The sequence below is a fragment of the Bacillus sp. N5-665 genome (assembly GCF_022637375.2).
Taxonomy (GTDB): domain Bacteria; phylum Bacillota; class Bacilli; order Bacillales; family Bacillaceae_G; genus Bacillus_A; species Bacillus_A wiedmannii.
Window position 1 is genome coordinate 2,068,566 of the sequence record NZ_CP093325.1, and the last position, 20,770, is coordinate 2,089,335.

Annotated in this window: 19 protein-coding genes, 1 riboswitch and 1 other annotated feature; of the genes, 13 read left to right on the plus strand and 6 right to left on the minus strand. The window is 37.7% G+C overall.

Annotation, left to right across the window (positions count from 1 at the left end; all coding sequences use genetic code 11):
• Positions 1-42: 42 nt before the first annotated feature.
• Positions 43-270, minus strand: a complete 228-nt coding sequence (locus MNO09_RS13140) for a DUF3923 family protein (RefSeq protein ID WP_000830332.1) — start codon at positions 268-270, stop codon at positions 43-45.
• Positions 271-324: 54 nt separating this feature from the next.
• Complete coding sequence (locus tag MNO09_RS13145) at positions 325-726, minus strand: hypothetical protein (RefSeq protein WP_000810637.1); 402 nt, start codon at positions 724-726, stop codon at positions 325-327.
• A gap of 359 nt (positions 727-1,085) precedes the next feature.
• Here MNO09_RS13145 and MNO09_RS13150 point away from each other — a divergent pair, with 359 nt between their 5' ends.
• A complete protein-coding gene (locus tag MNO09_RS13150; RefSeq protein WP_001024489.1) occupies positions 1,086-2,000 on the plus strand; it encodes a tetratricopeptide repeat protein in 915 nt (304 codons plus the stop codon).
• A gap of 82 nt (positions 2,001-2,082) precedes the next feature.
• Here the strand turns inward: MNO09_RS13150 and MNO09_RS13155 are convergent, their stop codons facing one another.
• The gene (locus MNO09_RS13155) at positions 2,083-3,279 is read right to left on the minus strand and encodes an MDR family MFS transporter (protein WP_000834828.1); all 1,197 of its coding nucleotides are present in this window, start codon (positions 3,277-3,279) and stop codon (positions 2,083-2,085) included.
• 112 nt (positions 3,280-3,391) lie between these two features.
• Between MNO09_RS13155 and MNO09_RS13160 the strand changes: the two genes are divergently transcribed.
• From MNO09_RS13160 to MNO09_RS13175, 4 genes are all read left to right on the plus strand, one after another.
• Positions 3,392-3,934: a CGNR zinc finger domain-containing protein gene (locus MNO09_RS13160; protein WP_002096427.1), complete on the plus strand. Its 543-nt coding sequence runs from the start codon at positions 3,392-3,394 to the stop codon at positions 3,932-3,934.
• Between the two features lie 41 nt (positions 3,935-3,975).
• Entirely contained in the window at positions 3,976-4,731 is a 756-nt protein-coding gene (locus tag MNO09_RS13165) for a class I SAM-dependent methyltransferase (protein ID WP_000446400.1), read from the plus strand.
• Positions 4,732-4,878: 147 nt separating this feature from the next.
• Complete coding sequence (locus tag MNO09_RS13170; RefSeq protein ID WP_000546429.1) at positions 4,879-7,386, plus strand: collagen-like domain-containing protein; 2,508 nt, start codon at positions 4,879-4,881, stop codon at positions 7,384-7,386.
• 23 nt (positions 7,387-7,409) lie between these two features.
• Positions 7,410-9,923 carry a BC_3345 family exosporium-associated protein gene (locus MNO09_RS13175; RefSeq protein ID WP_033657644.1) on the plus strand — a complete coding sequence of 838 codons (2,514 nt, stop codon included), beginning with the start codon at positions 7,410-7,412 and terminating at the stop codon, positions 9,921-9,923.
• A 54-nt stretch (positions 9,924-9,977) separates the two neighbouring features.
• Here MNO09_RS13175 and MNO09_RS13180 read toward each other — a convergent pair whose 3' ends face one another.
• Both MNO09_RS13180 and MNO09_RS13185 read right to left on the minus strand, forming a co-directional pair.
• A complete protein-coding gene (locus MNO09_RS13180) occupies positions 9,978-10,121 on the minus strand; it encodes a hypothetical protein (protein WP_000945246.1) in 144 nt (47 codons plus the stop codon).
• Between the two features lie 96 nt (positions 10,122-10,217).
• Positions 10,218-10,360: riboswitch (cyclic di-AMP (ydaO/yuaA leader) on the minus strand.
• A 38-nt stretch (positions 10,361-10,398) separates the two neighbouring features.
• On the minus strand, positions 10,399-10,860 hold the full coding sequence (locus tag MNO09_RS13185) for a GNAT family N-acetyltransferase (protein ID WP_000615114.1): 462 nt from the start codon (positions 10,858-10,860) through the stop codon (positions 10,399-10,401).
• 137 nt (positions 10,861-10,997) lie between these two features.
• On the opposite strand from MNO09_RS13185, the gene MNO09_RS13190 reads away from it, so the two are divergent.
• Together MNO09_RS13190 and MNO09_RS13195 are read left to right on the plus strand one after the other, a co-directional pair.
• Positions 10,998-11,246 (plus strand): GlsB/YeaQ/YmgE family stress response membrane protein, encoded by a 249-nt coding sequence (locus MNO09_RS13190; protein WP_000539721.1) that lies wholly within the window; start codon positions 10,998-11,000, stop codon positions 11,244-11,246.
• Between the two features lie 63 nt (positions 11,247-11,309).
• Positions 11,310-12,431 carry an AI-2E family transporter gene (locus MNO09_RS13195; protein ID WP_000416918.1) on the plus strand — a complete coding sequence of 374 codons (1,122 nt, stop codon included), beginning with the start codon at positions 11,310-11,312 and terminating at the stop codon, positions 12,429-12,431.
• A gap of 29 nt (positions 12,432-12,460) precedes the next feature.
• On the opposite strand, the gene MNO09_RS13200 is transcribed toward MNO09_RS13195, so the two are convergent.
• Positions 12,461-13,618, minus strand: coding sequence for a 1-deoxy-D-xylulose-5-phosphate reductoisomerase (locus tag MNO09_RS13200; RefSeq protein WP_000241782.1), 1,158 nt, complete (start codon positions 13,616-13,618; stop codon positions 12,461-12,463).
• A gap of 138 nt (positions 13,619-13,756) precedes the next feature.
• Positions 13,757-13,965: a binding site (T-box leader), on the plus strand.
• A 6-nt stretch (positions 13,966-13,971) separates the two neighbouring features.
• On the opposite strand from MNO09_RS13200, the gene MNO09_RS13205 reads away from it, so the two are divergent.
• The 6 genes from MNO09_RS13205 to MNO09_RS13230 all read left to right on the plus strand — a co-directional run bounded on the left by MNO09_RS13205 (position 13,972) and on the right by MNO09_RS13230 (position 20,674).
• A complete protein-coding gene (locus tag MNO09_RS13205; protein WP_098130960.1) occupies positions 13,972-15,009 on the plus strand; it encodes a tryptophan--tRNA ligase in 1,038 nt (345 codons plus the stop codon).
• Between the two features lie 77 nt (positions 15,010-15,086).
• Positions 15,087-15,236 (plus strand): hypothetical protein, encoded by a 150-nt coding sequence (locus tag MNO09_RS13210; protein ID WP_000256360.1) that lies wholly within the window; start codon positions 15,087-15,089, stop codon positions 15,234-15,236.
• Complete coding sequence (locus tag MNO09_RS13215) at positions 15,229-15,987, plus strand: ABC transporter ATP-binding protein (RefSeq protein WP_000005819.1); 759 nt, start codon at positions 15,229-15,231, stop codon at positions 15,985-15,987. The genes MNO09_RS13210 and MNO09_RS13215 overlap by 8 nt, the downstream gene beginning before the upstream one ends.
• Positions 15,984-18,473 carry an FtsX-like permease family protein gene (locus MNO09_RS13220; RefSeq protein WP_000597766.1) on the plus strand — a complete coding sequence of 830 codons (2,490 nt, stop codon included), beginning with the start codon at positions 15,984-15,986 and terminating at the stop codon, positions 18,471-18,473. The genes MNO09_RS13215 and MNO09_RS13220 overlap by 4 nt, the downstream gene beginning before the upstream one ends.
• A gap of 374 nt (positions 18,474-18,847) precedes the next feature.
• The gene (locus tag MNO09_RS13225) at positions 18,848-19,411 is read left to right on the plus strand and encodes a maltose O-acetyltransferase (protein ID WP_000845627.1); all 564 of its coding nucleotides are present in this window, start codon (positions 18,848-18,850) and stop codon (positions 19,409-19,411) included.
• A 69-nt stretch (positions 19,412-19,480) separates the two neighbouring features.
• On the plus strand, positions 19,481-20,674 hold the full coding sequence (locus tag MNO09_RS13230) for an MFS transporter (RefSeq protein ID WP_000417597.1): 1,194 nt from the start codon (positions 19,481-19,483) through the stop codon (positions 20,672-20,674).
• Positions 20,675-20,770 lie beyond the last annotated feature (96 nt).

A 20,770-nucleotide genomic window follows, 5' to 3' on the forward strand; every position in this document is an offset into this window, starting at 1 on the left:
AGAGGAATCTAGTTTGAAAAAGATTCATCTCTTTTTTCTGCGTTATTTTTTTCTACTCTTTCTCAGATTAACAAGTAACCATACAACTTGAATAATGATTGGTAATATAAATGCAATTAATAAAACGATAAAGGCTATTAATTTCAGCTCCGGTGTTTGAGTAACACCGGTCCCATCAACCTCTCTTAGCCAAATGATAGCTGCCAATATCCCGAAAGTTATAATCCAAAATATGTTACCAATCCACCAATAAATCCATCTTCTTTTCATGCTAGCCCCCCTTACATTTACCCTCTGTTAAAAGTAAATTTTCGTTCGTTACATTTATAATGAAATACCTATAAAATTAATTTTTTTAACTGTATATCTAACTTGTTTAAAGGTTACCATGTCTCCATCTTGAGTATCATCTTTCGTTTGCAAAAGTTGAACTTTTGGTTTGTAATCTGTCTTATGAGCGTGCTCGATATCTTTAATGTTAACTTTGTAGGATTCGCCATTATTAATTTTTTGTGCCAATACTTTTTTATTGGCAACATAAATAAACGTCACTTTATTTTCATCAATACCTTCAGTCTTAATTTCTAATTCGTTATCTTTTGTTGTAATCGTTGGTGTTAATAATTCAATACTGCCTTTTCCAGTTTCTAAAGAATTTTCTACTATAGTTGAACATCCGGATAATATGATTCCGATGAATAGAAGAACAGCTAATTTCTGTTTCATAACATCCCCCAATTTCAAGTGATTTTTGATTTTGGTATTGCTAGACTGCTAGTGTGGAACGTAAATGTTTAGCTAGCACACTTTTTAATTGTACCATAATATGTAAATTAAAACAGGCTGTATATCCAATTTAAGGGGTTTGAAAAGTTTACTTATTGTTTTAAATTAGTATCTTTCCAGTAGGTATATATTTTCTGTAGAAAGCAGTGTTGTTAAAATCATTATGAATTGGATATCCAAATGTAGATAGGAGAAAGAACGTAATACGAAGCGCACTACTTTTTTATAGAAATTACAATTTTTTCATATTAAAATAACGATATGGAATAGATGAATTCATTCACTTCGGAGGTAGTTACTTGAACATTAACGAGAGGGCAATTGAAATGTTTGAACAAAATAAATATGTGGAAGCAATGGAACTGTTTCATCAAGCAGTACATGAATCTAGAGGTGTACAATCTCTCAATAATCTTGCTTGGATGTACTTTTATGAGGAAGAAAATGACGATAAAGCTCTGGAATTAATAAAAGAAGTTGTTAAGTTAGATCCGTCCTCATACTTCCCTTATAACATCTTAGGGGAAATTTACACGAAACAAGAAAAATGGGAAGAAGCGAAAGAAGTATTACAAAAGTCTATTTCGATGCAACCATCCAATGAAGCATTTCACAATGTAGCTGTAGCGCATTATAACCTTGGAGAGTTAGAAAAAGCTTCGGAATTTTTCTTGCGAGTTGCAGAGGATTCGGACTATATAATGTATAGCTATGTAAAATGTTTAATTGATTTAGGGCGAACGACAGAAGCGAAAGAGAAGTTAGATGCTTTTAACAGGAAAGCTGATAATTTTTTAGGAGAAATTCATGTAGCAGATTTATATGTTGAGTTGAATTGCTATAACGAAGCAATTGAATGGTTCGAAAAGGGATACAAAGAAGTTTGGAAAAGTCCTAACTGGATTAGTAGGTTTGTGTATGCTCTATATAAAGCTAATAATTTCTCCCGTATAAATGAAGTTATACAGGAATCTATCGAAGCGAAAACATCAGAAATAGAAGATGTTCAGAATGAAGAAGTAGAAGAAAACTGGACAGAAAAAGATAAGACAGAGTTAATTGAGGAATATACAGAAGAGAATAATTGTTATAAAACAATGATAGAACGTATCAAATCTGGATATGTTCCAGGGTTAGAATTTGAAACTTATCATTTAGGGGGTTGCTATTTATTTGGTTGTAAAAGACATAATCATCTTGAATATGAAAAATAAAAAGATTCGACTGTCAAATATGATGGTCGAATTTTTTTATTATAGGTTGCTTGTCTAAAGGTACCATCTCAATTGTAATGTGTTAAAGAGGTTTCGTCTCATTACATAGGTATATATCCTCTTTAGAGCTCCCTTTTTTAATATTTAAAATATGGAGTGAAATAAAACCAATAACTCCTATTCCGCCGAAAATAAGCCATGGTGTATACATTCCGTTTAAATTGGTTGTAAAAGATGTACCGGTATAATTACCGATGATAAAACCAAATGCGAGTGATAGTTGATAAAATCCGAAGTAAGTAGCTGTATATGATTCGTTACTGTAATTTGCAATAGCGATATCAGCGTTAGGTAATACGAGTGTTTCACCGATTGTAAATAAAATTACACAAATAAATAGCCAATATGGGTGTTGAAATAAAGGGATAAGTAAAAAGGAAATACTCATTAATAAAACACCGTATTTAATAATCGAAAGTGTGTTGTATTTATGAAATAGTTTTCGGAATAACACTATAAATATGACGCCTGTTATTGCATTTATCGTAATAACTAGTGTAGCAAGCTGATTGCTATTACTAATATTTTTCATATGAAGTGGAAGTGCGACAGTAAGTTGAGTAAACATAATATAGAAGGAAATCATAATAAATGAAAACAAAAGGAAAGATTTGTTTTGTGAGATAGCTTGTATCCCTAATGTAATAGACGTGTTTTCAGTAGTGACTTGGAAGTGATTTTTAAGTAAGTAAAAGATAAAAGCGAATAACAGCATAAGAGATCCTGTTAGAGAAAAAGCATAGATTGGATCGAGTAAGAGTAAGAGCCCTCCTGCAATTGGTCCGATTATTGCACCGCAATTAAAACTAAGGTTTAAATATGTAAATAAATTTTTTCTCATATGAGCTGGTTGTGAGCCGAATATGGCGCGCGCAGCAGGTTCGTAAAATGCAGTTCCGAAGCCAATAAGTGCAGAAGAAATAGAAATTGTATAAAAATCAGAGCATATTCCTAAAGCGATAAATCCGATTCCTCTTAAAAATAATCCGGCTATCATCATAATGATATAGCCTATTTTGTCAGCAATTAATCCTGAGAATAATGGGATAACTCGTGATGTGATTGTCATAACCGTCAACACTGTTCCTACTTGAACAGCAGAAAAATGAAGAAAGCTTAATAGATAAATAGCTAAAAATGCGTATACTGCAAAATACCCAAAAGACATAAAAAATGAAGAAATAAGCATGAAACGTATCGGTATTGAGAAACTTTTCATAGAACTCCTCCTAATATTGTAACCGGTAAAATTATTTAATGGTTAACTATTTTATATTATAATTATACATAAAGTCAGAAAAAAGTAAATTTTAAGAAGAAGGTGAATGGAATTGAATCAAAATGCACCAAATGAATTAGAATATATTCGGGAATTTTTAAATACATGGAAAATACCAAACGATACGAGAGAGCCAATTGATATGCTGCAAACAGAAGAGGATATAAAGCTCTTTATGGAAGAATATTTTCATGAAGAGGTTCCGTTTCATACGATAGAGGAATTAAAAAGTTTTCGAGAAGATATTCGGGTGGCAATTGAAGGCGGAGAATCATTGCAAAGGTGGTTAGAGAAATACCCATTTCATGTACATGTAAAGAAAGATATGAAAGGTATTACATATGAGCCTGTGCACGAAGAGAATGTGTATACAAAGATATTAAATATTGTGCTAATGGCGATTCAAGAAAATTTGTGGGGAAGATTAAAAGCATGCCCAGATTGTCGCTGGGTATTTTATGATCATTCGCGAAATGGAAGTAAAAGATGGTGTGGTATGTATGCTGGAGAAGAAGGAGGAAGAGCGTGCGGAACGATCGCGAAAGTGAAAAATTACCGGGCGAAGAGAAAAGGGAGATCGGGTTATGATGTGTAATTAATATTAGGGGAAGAAAATAGGATGGGGGAATGAAGGATATGGAAAGTACACAAATGTTAGCTTTAAATAAAAAGTGTTGGGATACAGTTGCACCTTATTTCTTTCAAGTGGATTGTTTACCGAAATATGGTCCGTATACAGCGTCTGAAGATGAGATTCATTTGTTAGATTCAATCAGAAATAAAAAGGTTCTTGATATTGGGTGTGGAAGTGGGCATTCGTTGCAATATATGGCAGAGCACGGGGCAGAGGAAGTATGGGGGCTTGATCTTTCAAGTGAACAAATTAAAACAGCGAATGAAACGTTAAAGTGTTGGAATCCAAAGTTAGTATGCGGAGCGATGGAAGAAGAAGGAGATATTCCGAAAGAATATTTTGATATTGTATATTCCATTTATGCATTAGGTTGGACTTCGAACTTAAGAAAAACGTTGGAACTCATTTATTCATATGTAAAGCCAGGAGGAAGTTTTATATTTAGCTGGGAGCATCCCATATATTCAAACTTAATGTATGGAACAGAGGAGATTGCTTTAAGCTCGTCTTATCATGAGGAAACTCCTATTACGTTTGAAACATTTAAAGGGGAACATGTACAAGCAACGTTATATAAAAGAAAAATGAGTACATACATAAATGAGTTAAATAGAGCGGGATTTACAATTGAGAGAATAGAAGAACCTGAACCATCTAGCGCGTTTGATGAAGAATTAGCTGAGCCGTCTACGAAATATTATTCGTTATATAAAGCTAGAGTGGTGCCAACTACTTTTATTATTAAGGCGAGGAAGTAAAGTGTTTTATAAAAAGAAGCCTATCATTTCAAATACATGAAATGATGGGCTTCTTTATTTTTAAAAAAATGAAGTCAGAGGTGTACTTTTCATATAAAAATGCATTTCATATAAAAGGTGTAATGATTTTAGGGAAGGGGGATTGTTGTGCATCATCATAAAAATTGCAAAAAATTCGGAGTGGCACTGCCTCTTCCGCTTATAGGTGCAACTGGTCCAACAGGTAATAGTGGCCCTGTAGGTCCAACTGGAGGGCATGAAGGTCCGGTCGGTCCTCCGGGAATTACTGGACCTAGAGGAGCAACTGGTCCACAAGGCCCCCAAGGTATCGAGGGAATACAAGGTCCGCGAGGGACAACAGGAGCTCAAGGAATACAAGGTGCCGTTGGTGATACTGGAGAGCAAGGAATTACAGGTCCGGTTGGTTTACAAGGTCCTCAAGGATTAATTGGAGAGCAAGGTCCTGTTGGTGATATTGGATTACAAGGACTGGAAGGAATACAAGGGATTACAGGCCCTGCTGGTAGTCAAGGTATACAAGGTTCCCCGGGGATACAAGGGGAAATTGGAGAAAGAGGACAAACGGGAGCACAAGGAATGCAAGGTGTGATAGGTGAAGGTGGTATTACAGGTGTAATAGGTCCTCAAGGTCCTCAAGGAGCGCAAGGAATACAAGGGGAGGATGGAACTACAGGTATACAAGGAGAAGAAGGTCCCCAAGGAATACAAGGAATTACTGGAGAGCAAGGACACCAAGGTGATCAAGGGATACAAGGTGTAATAGGTCCAACTGGTTCTACTGGAATACAAGGACCTCAAGGTATAAGCGGAATAAAGGGGATAACAGGTGTAATAGGCCCTCAAGGTCCACAAGGTGTTCAAGGCATACAAGGACTAAACGGATCCACTGGTTTTCAAGGAGCAAAAGGAGTACGAGGGATAACAGGAGCAACAGGGAGTATTGGTATACAAGGACCAGAAGGACCTCCGGGTGCTCCGACGGGAACAACAGGTCCAATTGGTCCATCTAGTGGAGTGACTGGTCCATCTGGCCCACCCGGTCCACCTGGGGGACCCACAGGTCCAACTGGAGTAACTGGTGCGCGGGGTGTAACAGGGGGAACTGGTGCAGTAGGAATACAAGGGTTACAAGGTATAACAGGTCCCACTGGCCCTCAAGGTGTAAGGGGTGCACAAGGTTCTCAAGGGGTAATTGGTGTAGCTGGCGTACAAGGTGCACAAGGTTCTCAAGGTAACCAAGGAATAACAGGAGCAACCGGTGTAGAAGGTCCTCAAGGGATACAAGGTCTGCAGGGAGAAATCGGTCCAATTGGTGCAGAAGGTCCTAAAGGTGTGCAAGGTATACAAGGGGTAACAGGTCCAACAGGAGCGCAAGGTATACAAGGCTTACAAGGAATAATAGGTCCCACAGGCACAACAGGAGCGGCAGGAGTCCAAGGCCCACAAGGAATACGAGGGGAAACAGGAGCAGCTGGTCCACAAGGTGCTCAAGGTATTCAAGGAGTTCAAGGAATAGCAGGAGCAGCTGGCGTTCAAGGCCTACAAGGCCCCCAAGGAATACAAGGGGAAGTTGGATTGACTGGTGCTCAAGGGTCTCAAGGGTCTCAAGGAGTTCAAGGAATAATAGGTCCAACAGGAGCTATCGGTTTGCAAGGACCTCAAGGAATACAAGGTATAGTAGGCCCGACAGGAGCTCAAGGTTCTCAAGGTATGCAAGGAATACAAGGAATAACCGGTCCGACAGGTGCGCAAGGAAGTAGAGGTCCCCAAGGGAATTTAGGAGAAAACGGGATAACAGGTTCACAAGGAGTGCAAGGTGCGCAAGGTAGTCAGGGACCCGAAGGACCACAAGGAAATGTTGGAATTACTGGTGTAACTGGAGAAACAGGAGCGACAGGAGCAACAGGGGCGACCGGAGTACAAGGGATACAAGGCGTTCAAGGGATTATGGGGATACAAGGAAGTACAGGAAGTACAGGACCTACCGGAGCAACGGGAGCAACCGGAATACAAGGTGCTCAAGGTATTCAAGGTCTACAAGGCCCAACTGGAGTAAGTGGAATGACAGGGATTAGTGGTAGTATAGGCCCAGTCGGAGCGCAAGGTAGTCAAGGGCCGATTGGAGCTGTGGGACCTACCGGAGCCACTGGTAGTATAGGGCCTATAGGTTTCTTAGGAATAGTAGGTGCAACAGGAGCAACTGGCTTACCTAGCGGAGGCGGTTATTTCTTTTCTACTTCAACGAGTGTAATTGCAGCGAATGCGTTAATACCAATCAATTCAGGATCTACAACTTTTGGTTCTGGTGTTAGTTTAACAACTGCAACAACTGTAACGTTAAGTACACCGGGAATATATTTAGTCAGCTATTATTTTCAAGGTGATCCAAATGGGGGGAATGAAACGATTTCCGTGAGGCTTACTTTAAATGGAACGCAAGTCGCAGGGAGTTTTATTTTTTATGTTACAGGAGGTACCTTTGTATTAGAACCAGCGATTTCTAATACGATGGTCATTAATGTTGCTTCTTCAAATGCTACTTTATCTTTGCAAAATGGTCCATTATCTATTGGGCATGTAACGACATTATCTGGTGTAATAACTGCTAGTTTAAATGTATTAAAAATAGTTTGACACGTTAGTTATAACGGGGGGAGATGCTTGTGAGGGAGCAAGATAAGTGTAGTAAGTTTCAATCACCTATTCCTTTTCCGGCGTCAGGTATTACGGGCCCAACTGGTCCAACTGGTCCGACAGGGTCTTTAGGTGGACCGACTGGCCCGCAAGGAATACAAGGCGTACAAGGACCAATTGGCCCAACTGGTCCAACAGGAATTCAAGGAGTACAAGGAGTACAGGGAGAGATTGGCCCAACAGGTCCAACTGGTTTAACAGGACCACGGGGTGCTCAAGGTAGTCAAGGGCCGATGGGGGAACAAGGTCCACAAGGAATTCAAGGTGTTCAAGGAATTCAAGGCGAAAGGGGTCCGATTGGCCCAACTGGAATTCAAGGGATACAAGGTATACCTGGGCCAATGGGAGAAACAGGTCCAACAGGAATACAAGGTATACAAGGAATACAAGGTGAAATCGGCCCGACGGGTCCAACAGGAATACAGGGTATACAAGGAGTGCAAGGTGAAATTGGTCCGACGGGCCCAACAGGAAATACGGGAATACAAGGTGTTCAAGGTAATTTAGGGAGTAGTGGTTTACAAGGTGTAACAGGTATACAAGGAATTCAAGGTCCGATGGGGCAGGCCGGTCCAACTGGTTCTCAAGGAATACAAGGAGAACAAGGGCCAATAGGATCAACAGGGGCAACTGGTGTTCAAGGTTTACAAGGTCCACAAGGTGAGATGGGGCTAACCGGTCCAACCGGCTCTCAGGGGATACAAGGGGTGCAAGGTGTAATAGGCCCAACAGGGGCAACTGGCTTGCAAGGGGATCCCGGTCCAACCGGCTCGACAGGTCAGGCGGGAGTAACTGGTCCAACTGGATCTGCAACAGGTCCAACAGGAGCAACGGGTCCAACAGGTCCGCCAGGAGGCCCAACGGGTCCAACGGGTCCGGCAGGATCACCGGGAGGTCCAACTGGTCCGACGGGAGCAACTGGGGCAACTGGATCGACCGGAGCAACAGGAGCGACTGGAATCCAAGGAGTGCAAGGAATACAGGGACCGACAGGGGTAACTGGTTTAACAGGTTTGCAAGGCGTACAGGGTCCAATGGGGGTAACAGGTCCAACAGGTGACCAAGGAATTCAAGGTCCACAAGGAGTAATGGGAGTAACAGGTCCAACGGGTTTACAAGGTTTACAAGGCGTACAGGGACCGGTAGGAGCAACAGGTCCAACCGGTCTTCAAGGAGTGCAAGGAGCACAAGGTCCAATCGGCCCAACAGGCCCGCAAGGAATACAAGGAATGCAAGGTGAGCAAGGAGTAATGGGAGCAACCGGCCCAACCGGTTTACAAGGTCTTCAAGGAATTCAAGGTCCAATCGGTCCAACCGGTCCACAAGGATTGCAAGGAGTGCAAGGCCCAAGTGGTATAACGGGTCCAACTGGTCCTCAAGGAATACAAGGAATACAGGGGCCGCAAGGGGCTATAGGTCCAACAGGTCCAACTGGAATACAAGGAATCCAAGGTCCACAGGGCCCGACTGGTCCAACAGGGGCAACAGGCCCACAAGGAATTCAGGGGATACAAGGTTTACAAGGTCCAACAGGTCCACAGGGCATTCAAGGAATCCAAGGAATCCAAGGTCCGATTGGTCCAACGGGCCCAACTGGACCTCAAGGGATACAAGGGATAACTGGCCCGACGGGTCCAACGGGTCAGGCGGGTGCAACCGGACCGACGGGAGTAACGGGACCTCAAGGTCCTCAAGGAATCCAAGGTCCACAAGGGGTAACCGGAGCAACCGGAGCAACTGGCCCGACAGGAGCAACCGGTCCACAAGGCGTGCAAGGAATCCAAGGTCCACAAGGGATAGTAGGTCCGACGGGAGCAACTGGAGTGACGGGAATAACAGGTCCTCAAGGAATACAAGGAATTCAAGGTCCACAAGGTGTGACGGGAGCAACCGGAGCAACCGGAGCGACTGGAGCGACTGGTGCAACAGGACCGACAGGAATCCAAGGCATACAAGGAATAACAGGAGCAACAGGGGGAACGGGAGTAACAGGCCCAACAGGTGTCACGGGCCCAACCGGTTTAACAGGAGCAACTGGATCATCTGCAATATCAACAGGTGGCGGCTATTTCTTTTCTACTTCAACAAGTACAATTGCAGCCAATGCCAACATTCCAATTAATTCAGGATCTACAGTATATGGAACAGGAGTATCTTTAACTAGTGCTACAACTGTCACAGTATCCACCCCAGGAATATATTTAGTAAGCTATTATTTCCAAGGGGACGCGACTGGTGGGAATGAGACGGTATCTGTCAGACTACTATTAAATGGGACGCAACTAGCAGGGAGTTTTATACAAAACGTAACGACAGTAACTGTAGTAATCGAACCTGCCATTTCAAATACGCTTCTTGTGAATGTAACGAGTGCCAATTCAACATTAATATTACAAAACGGTCCATTAGGTGTAGGGCATGTGACCACTATAGCAGGTGCGATTACGGCAAGTTTAAATGTAGTGAGAATATTATAAGGAATATAAAAAACACAAGGAATGTCTGTATAGACATTCCTTGTGTTTTTCTCTTTATCTTTTCGGTTGAAAAATATGCTGAAAGAAGTATTTGTGATGTAAGTTATCTACAACTTTATTTGCTTGATATGTGCGATGTTGTTCGAGTCGAAGTCTTTGCTCCATCATTTTTATTGCGTGATCAGATAAACGTAACATTATACATGTCTCCTTTTCTATAAATATAGGTGTCTATTGGTATCGATCCCATATTTATAATTAAGGAGGTACACTGTGTAACATAGGCAAAAAGCACCTTCCTCTCCCATTACGCTTACGAGGTTAGCTGTCGGACTCGGGAAGTGAGAGTTTCCCTACTTAAAAAAGATTCGCCCCAAGTAGCATGGCTACAAAAATGGTTCCCCCGCTCCAAATTTTGGACTCAGCAAAAGGTTTTATAAAGTAAAAGATAACACAAATAAATCGACAAGTCAAACTATTTTATGTTTTCTGATTTTTTTAGTGAGGTTAAAACCACTCCATCGGATAATATAATATCATTTATTTTAATAAATCCATGTTTTTTATATAAAGACAGAGCAGGTGTATTTTCTTTCCCTGTTTGTACAATATATGTTTGTGAAGGGGAGAACATGTCAAATACATAAAGTAGTAGTTTTGTAGCGATTCCTTTATGAAAATGATCGGGGGATACTACTAAACGATGAATATCAACTTCCTCTTCATCCATTTTAAAAGAAATAAACCCGGCAAGTGTATCTTCATAAAAATAGCCGTAGAAAATTTCATCACATGATCGAATATCGGCTACAGTATCATAAAGGCGAGGGATAGCTGTACTATTTATATATTGTGCCTCGATTTCATAAGCTGGTATTTGAATGCTTAAAATAGAAGTAGCGGTTTTGTGAGAAGTTGTTATTAATTTTTGAATCACTCGGTAAAAACCTCCTTGTAAGCTTTATTTTCATAGATTTGACAAGATTTTTCTTTATTGGATATAATAATTATAATAGTTACATAATAATTTAGTATCAAAAAGAAATACACCATAATAGAAATGGAGGACTAAAGATGGGATGGATTATCACATTAATAGTTGGTGCTATTATAGGTGCAATTGCAGGTTCTATAACGGGTAAAAATTTTCCGGGTGGTATGTTTGGAAATATTATCGCAGGTTTATTAGGCGCTTCGTTAGGTGGTAGATTATTTGGATCTTTTGGGCCATCATTTGGTGGGATTCATGTCGTGCCAGCATTATTAGGAGCAATCGTATTAATTCTTATTGTATCATTTGTAGTGAAAGCTGCAAGAAAATAATGATATAGATTATGATGAAGAGCCCTGAATAAGGGCTTTTCATCATTCGAAGAGGTGGTTTCATTGGAAAAAGTAAATATAAGAAAAAGAGATAAGTTGAAAAAGTTTTTTAGAGAACAAAATTATTTAGCTGTGTTACTTGGATTTGCGTTATTGTTTATTAACATATTATTGCTAACGAAAATTTCTTTTGTATTTACTCCGTTTATCGTCTTTTTAAAAACAATTTTCTTCCCTGTATTATTAGCGGGTGTACTATTTTATATTTTACATCCATTCGTTTCGCTTTTAGAAAAGAAAGGCGTTTCAAGAATCGTATCAATCGCTTCTATATATATAATAGTACTAGGATTATTTGTGTTTTTAGTTGTAACAGTAATCCCGATTATTAAAGATCAAATTGATGCATTAATAGATAACTTACCGTATTTCGGTCATGAAATTGAACGAGCAGCACGTAGATTCGGGGAAAGTAATTTACTAGGCAAAATTCAAGAGAATTTAAATATTGATGTAGCGAGTATGGTAAAAGACTACACAGTTGATTTTACGAAGTCGTTATCATCAGTAACTGGAAATGTAACTGGATTTTTAAGTACTGTTACAGAGGTCGTTTTAACATTTGTAATGGTTCCATTTATATTGTTCTATCTTTTAAAAGATGGTGAACAATTACCGAATCACTTTTTAAAGTTTATTTCAGAACAAAGACACCCAGCAGCGATGAGAATACTAGATGATATGCATTATGCGATTAGCTCGTATATTAGAGGGCAAATTATCGTTAGCTTGTTTATCGGTATTATGCTATTAATCGGTTACCTTATTATTGGTATTAAATATGCGGTATTACTCGCTATTTTAGCAATGATTGTAAATATCGTTCCGTACGTAGGACCAATCATTGCAATTACACCAGCATTAATTATCGCATTTATTGACTCGCCATCAATGGTGTTAAAAGTAATTATCGTAATGATGGTCGTACAATTAGCAGAAGGTAAATTTATTTCTCCGCAAGTTATGGGAAAAAAGCTAGACATTCACCCGATTACTATCATTTTTATTATTTTAACTGCCGGAAATTTATTTGGAATTATGGGGATTATTTTAGCAATTCCAGGATATGCGATATTAAAAGTGTTAGTAACGCATAGTTATAGATTTGTTAAGTTAAATACGTAGGAAAAAGAGCTAAAACAGATAAAACTGTTTTAGCTCTTTTTTATTAACAATTTATTTGCATATTGGCGTGCCCATTGATCCGCTTCTAATATAGCATCTAATGAAGGATCTTTTACGTTATGATGAGCTTCAATTGTTGTGTAAATTGTTTTTTCAATATCGAAAAAGGCAATTTCGTTTTTAAGAAACAGTGCATTTGCAATTTCATTTGCTGCATTTAATACAGCAGGGGTAGTACCACCGATTTTGCCACATTCATATGCGTATTGTAGACAAGGGAACTTCTCTAAATCTGGTTTTTCAAAATGTAAACTACCGAGTTCTAATAAATTTAATTTTTCATAGGAAGAAGGTAGCCGAGTAGGATAGTGAAACGCATATTGAATCGGCATTCTCATATCAGGGGCACCGAGCTGCGCCATAACTGATCCGTCAATAAACTCCACTAAAGAGTGAATGATACTTTCTTTATGAATCATAACATTAATTTTTTCATAAGGAATATCGAATAGCCACTTAGCTTCCATCACTTCAAACCCTTTATTCATTAACGTGGCAGAATCAATCGTTAGTTTTGCACCCATTAGCCAGTTTGGGTGTTTTAAAGCATCCTTCGCTTGTAATGTTTTCATTTCTTCACGTGTTTTATCACGAAAAGCACCGCCAGAAGCTGTAACAATTAACTTGTCAATTTCTTTATTATTTTCTCCGTTTAAACATTGGAAAATAGCTGAATGTTCACTATCAACTGGAATTAAACGACATCCGTTTTGTTTCGCAAGTTCAGTTACAATATGTCCAGCTGCAACTAAAGTTTCTTTATTAGCAATAGCGATATCTTTCTTCGCTTTTAATGCTTCAATTGTTGGGAGTAATCCTGAAACACCAACGACGGAACTTAATACAAGATTTGAATTAGGGTGAGTAGCTACTGCAATTAAGCCATCAGTTCCGTATGTGATTTTTGTATTCGCTGAAATACGCGTACGAAGTGTGTCTGCTAACTCTTTTGTTGCCACACTTACAATACAAGGTTGAAATGTTTTGATTTGTTGCTCAAGAAGATCAATATTATAATTTGCGGTTAAACCGACGATTTTAAAGTGTTCAGGATGGGCTGAAACGACATCTAATGCAGATGTGCCAATGGATCCTGTTGAACCTAAAATAGATATATACTTTACCATGAAAAAACCTCCAAAGTTGTTTCGAGTATTTCTGCAAACCTATATGTTATTGGACAAGTAAAGTGGAAATTCCTGCTATATAAAACGGAAAATTTAGGTTTATTTGAAAGTTAAATGTGATAAACTGTAAAAAAAACCCTAAAAGCAATGAAAGAGAAGAGTACATATTCGAAACTTTTCAGAGAGCTGATGTGTGGTGGGAATCAGTAAGGGATGAATATGGAATGGGCTCTGGAGCTTCTAGCTGAAATGAGTAGGCAAAGACGGTTACTTCACGTTAAGAAGTTGAAGTGAGCTATTAATGATAGCTAATTAAGGTGGTACCGCGGGAGTCTCTCGTCCTTTTTTTTAGGATGGGAGACTCTTTTTATTTTGAGAAAGGAGGAGTTAGGTTGAGTGAAAAAATAATGTTAACAGGGATTAAGCCGACAGGTTATCCGCATTTAGGGAATTATATTGGGGCGATAAAACCTGCATTGCAAATGTCAAAGAAGAATGAAGGAAAAGCATTGTATTTCATAGCTGATTATCATGCGTTAAATGCTGTACATAATCCAAGTCAGTTTAGTAATTATACGAAAGAGGTAGCCGCTACTTGGTTATCACTCGGACTTGGTGAAGATGTTATTTTTTATCGGCAAACAGAAGTGCCGGAGATTCTAGAATTAGCTTGGATATTAGCTTGCCTAACTCCGAAAGGGCTTATGAATCGTGCCCATGCGTATAAAGCGAAGGTGGAGCAAAATAAAGAAGCAGGTTTAGAGATAGATGCGGGAGTGAATATGGGATTATATACGTACCCGATTTTAATGGCTGCTGATATATTACTATTTCAAGCGACGCATGTACCAGTAGGAAAAGACCAAATTCAGCATATTGAAATTGCTCGTGATATTGCGACGTATTTTAATCATACATTTGGTATGACATTTACGCTTCCGGAGTATGTCATACAAGAAGAAGGTGCCATTTTACCTGGTCTTGATGGAAGGAAGATGAGTAAAAGTTACGGAAATGTAATCCCATTATTTGCAGATCAAGAAAAACTACGAAAATTAATATTTAAAATCAAAACAGATTCTTCACTTCCGAATGAACCGAAAGAACTAGAAACATTATTTATGACATATAAAGAATTTGCGATGGAAGATGAAATACAGTCGATGCGCGAAAAGTATGAAACTGGAATCGGATGGGGCGATGTGAAAAAAGAGTTGTTTCGCGTTGTAGACCGCGAATTAGCCGGACCTCGTGAGAAATACGCTATGTATATGAATGAGCCAAATTTATTATACGAAGCGTTAGAAAAAGGGGCCGAGCGGGCAAGAGGAATTGCGAAGGTAAATTTAGCGGAAATTAAAAAACGGATTGGATTTGAGAGGGAACGCTGAGCGTTCCCTTGTTTTTTTATAAAAAAATCGAACGAAATTTAAATTTGTTACCAATATAGAGTGAGGGAGGGATAGAAATGGTTACAATTCTCGAATTAAAAATGTTACTAGTTCAAATAGGAACAGAAATTGTACCACCTAGTAATTTGAAAGAAAAAATTTTAATTCAGGTTAATTTGGTGAAGGGAATAAAACTTAATAATGTTGAGGTGAATAATGATGAGTGAAGTTGTCTTAGCAGTTCAAGATTTAAGTAAAACATATGAGAGTGTAGATACAAATGTTAGGGCGTTACAAAATGTATCTTTGGAGTTAAATAAAGGAGAACTCCTTGCCATAATGGGGACGAGTGGATCTGGGAAGAGTACATTACTTAACATACTTGGTGCTTTAGACAAGCCTGATGAGGGAGTTGTATATGTAAATGGTGAAGTGCCTAACAATATGTTTGTTGAACCATATGCGACGGAATACAGGCGGGATAACATAGGATTTATTTTTCAGTCATTCCATTTATTAAAGGATTTATCTGTAGAAGAAAATATTGCATTACCCCTCATATTATCAGCTGATTCAGAAGAGGAGATACGAGAAAAAACAAATAAAATATTAGATGTTCTTGGTTTAGTAAATTGGAGAAATCATCGACCAGTTCAGCTTTCTGGGGGACAACAACAACGTGTTGCAATTGGTAGGGCGTTAATAACATCTCCTCCAATTGTTCTTGCAGATGAACCTACTGGAAATTTAGATTTCAATACGTCTAATGATATTTTACGAGTACTAGTCGATATGAAACAAAGATTCAATCAAAGTATGATTCTTGTTACTCATGATCCTCACATTGCTACGTATGCAGATCGGGTTCTCTTCTTTCATGATGGAGAAAATGTTGATGATTATACGTGTACTCATGGAGTAAATGATATGAATATCATTTTAGATAAATTTAAAAAATTACTGGAGAAATCAAAATGATAAAATCAGTACGAGGATTAAGTTTACGCTTTTTTAAGACGAATAAATTCACTGCTATTTCCTCTATCGTTAGCGTTATGTTGGCTGTTTCTCTAATTATTACGATGGTTGTATTTTCGAGTCATGCGAAACAGTCTGTTATAAATGAAGTGAAAAATGTATATGGAGATATGGATTTATCAGTTGGATATAACCCTGATCAAAATAAGTTGATGGATAAATCTTTACTACAAAATATTAAAGAACAAAAAAATATTGAATACATATCAAAAGTATTAGTAAATCATTTGCAAGTGAATAAATTGAATACCGCTATTTATACAGTAGGTGTTCAAAATGATTCGTTATCGAAAAGTCGATATCACTTCTCTAAAAATCTATCAAATGAAGAAGTAACATTAAATCATGGATTAGCAGAAACTCTACAAGTAAACGTTGGGGAAAAGATTGAAATAGAAAATAAATCCTATGTAGTAAAAGAAGTGTTATCTGATATAGAAGCTGGAGGTTCAGCTCCAGATATACTCGTTTTATCGAAAGGTGCGGTGAAACAGCACGTATATGAAAAAACGGGTAAACACAATGAAGCTACTTATGTGTTGATAAAAGCAAAAGCGAATGCGGATGTACTAGCTTTGTCTAATCAAATTCATAAAATAGACAAAGAATTAAGAATCGATATTGCGGAGGAAGACGAGTTTTTAAAAAGTAACTTAGCTTCATTACATATTTTTATAGTTATTTTATCTGTATTAATACTTATTATTACTTCATTATTATTAATGTCTAATTTTGAAGTGTTTTTATATAAATATAAAAGTCAATTTGCGATTATGCGATCAATGGGAGCAACAACGAAACAAATGTTTACAGTTATATTCATTCAATGTAGTGTAATTAATTTCTTTGGTGGAATATTTGGTTTGTTACTAGCTGTAATAAGTAACCGTTTTTTACAAAGTTGGCTAGAGCATTTATTTGCTTTTCAAATTAATTCGATGAGTTTCGACTATAAACTAGCAATTGTAACTGTGATTTGTAGTATCTTTTTTATTGAACTGTTTATGTTATATCCGTCATATAGAAGTTCGAAAATATTGCCAGTAAAGCTTATGCGCGAAAATGAAGAATCCGATTTTTCTAATAATAAAACACGCAGTATTATGGGGAAATTCCTTTTAATTAGTAGCATAGTTTTAACTGCTTTAGGTGGATTTGTAGCAAATACTGGAGATACGCAGGCGATAGTGATATTAATAGGATCTATATTTCTTGTTTTAGGAGTGTATGTTTTATTTCCTATTTATCTTTCTTGGATATTAAAATTATGTCTACCTATGATGAAAAAAATATTTGGAAGGAATACATTTGTTGCTATTAAAAATGTAATTCCACAAGTGAGAAAAAATACATTTGTTATCTTAATGATAAGTACAATGATGGTGATAGTTGTCTTCGGCTCCACTATATTTAAAACGATGCAAAAAAATAATGAAAGATATTTAAAACGAGAATTTCCAACACATATTGTTGTGGAAAATCGTTTGACTAATGATTCAACCATTACCTTACCTCATATACAAAACATATTTAAAGAAATAAGTAGTGTAAAAGGAGCTAGTACAATTGGTACGAACTCACTGGCAGAATTAAAACAAGGTGAAAATTATATTACTTTTGACTATAATTTAGGTGATTTAAAGGAAATGGAAAAGCAAGGATTACTGTCAGAAGTACCTGCAAATTTGGAGAATAGTATAATTGTTACAAAAGAGTTAGCGGAGCGGTATAAACTTCATGTAGGTGATATCGTTCAATTGGGTCTATTTTCAGAACAGGAACAAAAAGTTAGACCGACTAGTAAGGTAGAAATCGGATTAATTGTTAACGAGCTACCGAATTCTCCTTCAGTACTTATGGATTGGAGTAATGTAACATATAAACAAGATTATACAGTTTTTGAGCGGGCATTTATTAGTTCAAATAACGAGAGAGAGACGTTGGAGCAATTAAAGAAAGTGAAAGGTCAATATCCACAATTAAAAATAAGTAGTTATACTCAATCGTTAAAACAATCTAATTTAATGTTTCAGCAAAGGTGGTCCATTTTCATCGTTGTTATTGTAGTAATTTTGTTTAGTGTAACATTAGGGGTATGTAATACACTTATAAATAATATTCAATCTAAAAGAAAAGAGTATGCTATTTTACGAGCAATAACAGTTAAGAAAAAAGGGATTGTACAAATTATTTTGACGCAAGTTAATTTATATGTACTTATTGGAATCGTACTAGGGGCTGTTATAGGAGCATTATTAACCTATATGGTAAGTATAATAGATCGTACACCTTTATTTTTTGATTTCAAACTTATCGTAACGGTAATAGCGGGGATGTTCGGAATAGTCCTTATTATTTTTATACCTTTTGCTAATAGAATAGGGAAAAGGGACATTGTAGAAGAGTTAAATAAGGATAATAAATAAAAGAGGTTAACCCAAGTTGCTATTCAGCTACTTTTGGGTCAATCTCTTTTTATTAACAATTGATTTGAATATTGGTGTGCTCATTAATAAATGTATAGTATAGCCCCTAAAGGAGAGGATTTCATATGATGATGAGTCTCAATGGTTTTAATGAAAAACAATGGATCAATCATTATATTAGTTAAATGCCACCAAGTAATATCATTAGGTGAAGTAAGGAGTTCACATTTCCTTTCAAAACTTATTAGTTGCACATATTAAAAAATATGCTAATATAGGGATACTTATTAAACTCGTTTAATAAGTATAATTAAAGTCACTTATTAAAGTTGTTTAATAAGTGTGATTCATTCTATAACGAGGGAGAGGATTGTATGAAAACAGAGAAAGAAAAGATGTTAGCGGGAGAAATGTATGTTGCGGAGGATGAAGAATTAGTGGCTGATAGGGTGGAGGCAAAAAGTTTAACACGCCTTTATAACGAGGCGATGGAGACAGGAGATGAAAAACGTTTTACATTATTAAATCAGCTTTTAGGTTCTTCAGCTGATGGGAAAGCCCAAATTAATCCTGATTTTCGTTGTGATTACGGCTACAATATCCATGTTGGAAAGAGCTTTTTCGCAAATTTTAATTGTGTGATTTTGGACGTTTGTGAAGTACGAATCGGTGATAATTGTATGTTTGCACCAGGTGTCCATATTTATACGGCCACTCATCCTTTACATCCGGTGGAACGGAATTCTGGTAAAGAATATGGAAAGCCTGTAAAGATTGGTAACAACGTTTGGGTTGGCGGGGGAGCTATAATTAACCCTGGTATTTCAATTGGAGACAACGCTGTAATTGCCTCAGGGGCAGTTGTGACAAAAGATGTACCTCATAATGTAGTTGTTGGTGGTAATCCAGCTAAAGTTATTAAAACGATAGACTTATAGAAATCGTTTTTTACGGGTATATGAATAAACTGGTGTCTTATCGTATAGACAATGTGAAAGGTGTTTCATATGGAGAAATATAGTGCGGACAATCATACAAAGACATTACTTGCCTCTCGAAACGCTCTTTTTCTCTTATTTGCTTTGCCAGGTGTCGCGTTTGCTACATGGATTTCAAGAACAGCAGCTACTCGAGATATGTTAGCAGTGTCAAATGCAGAAATGGGCTGGATTTTGTTCGGACTATCTGTTGGTTCAATAATTGGTTTACTGAGTGCAAGCCGCTTCATTGACTGTAAGGGAGCTAGAGACGTTATTATAGGCAGTATGTTTTTTATGATTGTTGGATTGATTTGTTTAGGTATAAATATTTATTTTGTTTCTAGTATGGGGGCTTTTAGTAGCTTACTAGTATTTGGAGTAGGCTACGGATTGGCGGAAGTCGCATTGAATGTAGAAGGTTCTTCCATTGAGCAGAAATTAGGAACAACTCTTCTTCCGAAATTCCATGGCTTTTTTAGTGTAGGAACTTTAGTAGGCGCGCTCAGTGGTTCTGTCGCAGCGTCGCTTCACATCCCGATTCTGTATCAGTTTCTTGTGATTTCGGTCATGTTTCTATTACTTGTATGTATGGTGTATCGTTTTCTTCCGCATGGAACAGGAAAGAAGGAGAAATCGCGGAACAAAAGGAGAGAGAAGCGTACTTCCTTACGTATGGAAAAAAAGGTGCTTTTAATTGGTCTTTTTGTGCTTGGAATGGCATTTGCAGAAGGTAGTGCAAATGATTGGCTACCTATCGTGATGGTAGATGGACATGAGCAAAGTATAGTGGCAGGTTCTATTATGTACGCAATTTTTGTATTAGCAATGACGTTAACTCGTATGTGTAGCAGCTATTTCCTTGATCGATTCGGTCGTGTCGCTGTCGTACGTGCCACTATTATGATGGCGATTCTAGGAATTTCAATCGTAATATTTGGGAGTAATTCGTATTTTCTAGCATTTGGCGTAGTACTGTGGGGGATTGGTGCAGCGCTAGGGTTCCCAATTGGTCTGTCAGCTGCTGGAGATGACCGTGAAAACGCGACTTCTAATGTTGCTGCAGTTTCTATCATTGGTTATACAGCCTTTTTAGTCGGACCACCATTTTTAGGGATACTTGGGGAAGCATTCGGAATACGTAATGCCTTGCTAGCTGTTTTATTATTTGTTCTTTTGTCTGGAATTGTATCGTCTATTACAAGAGAGAATACACCGAGCTAAATAAGGATTGCATGCAGCGGAAATATATCATCTCTATTGCTTTAGAAAATGATGTATGATATATTGTCAACGCAACTTATTAAAAGTGTTTAATAA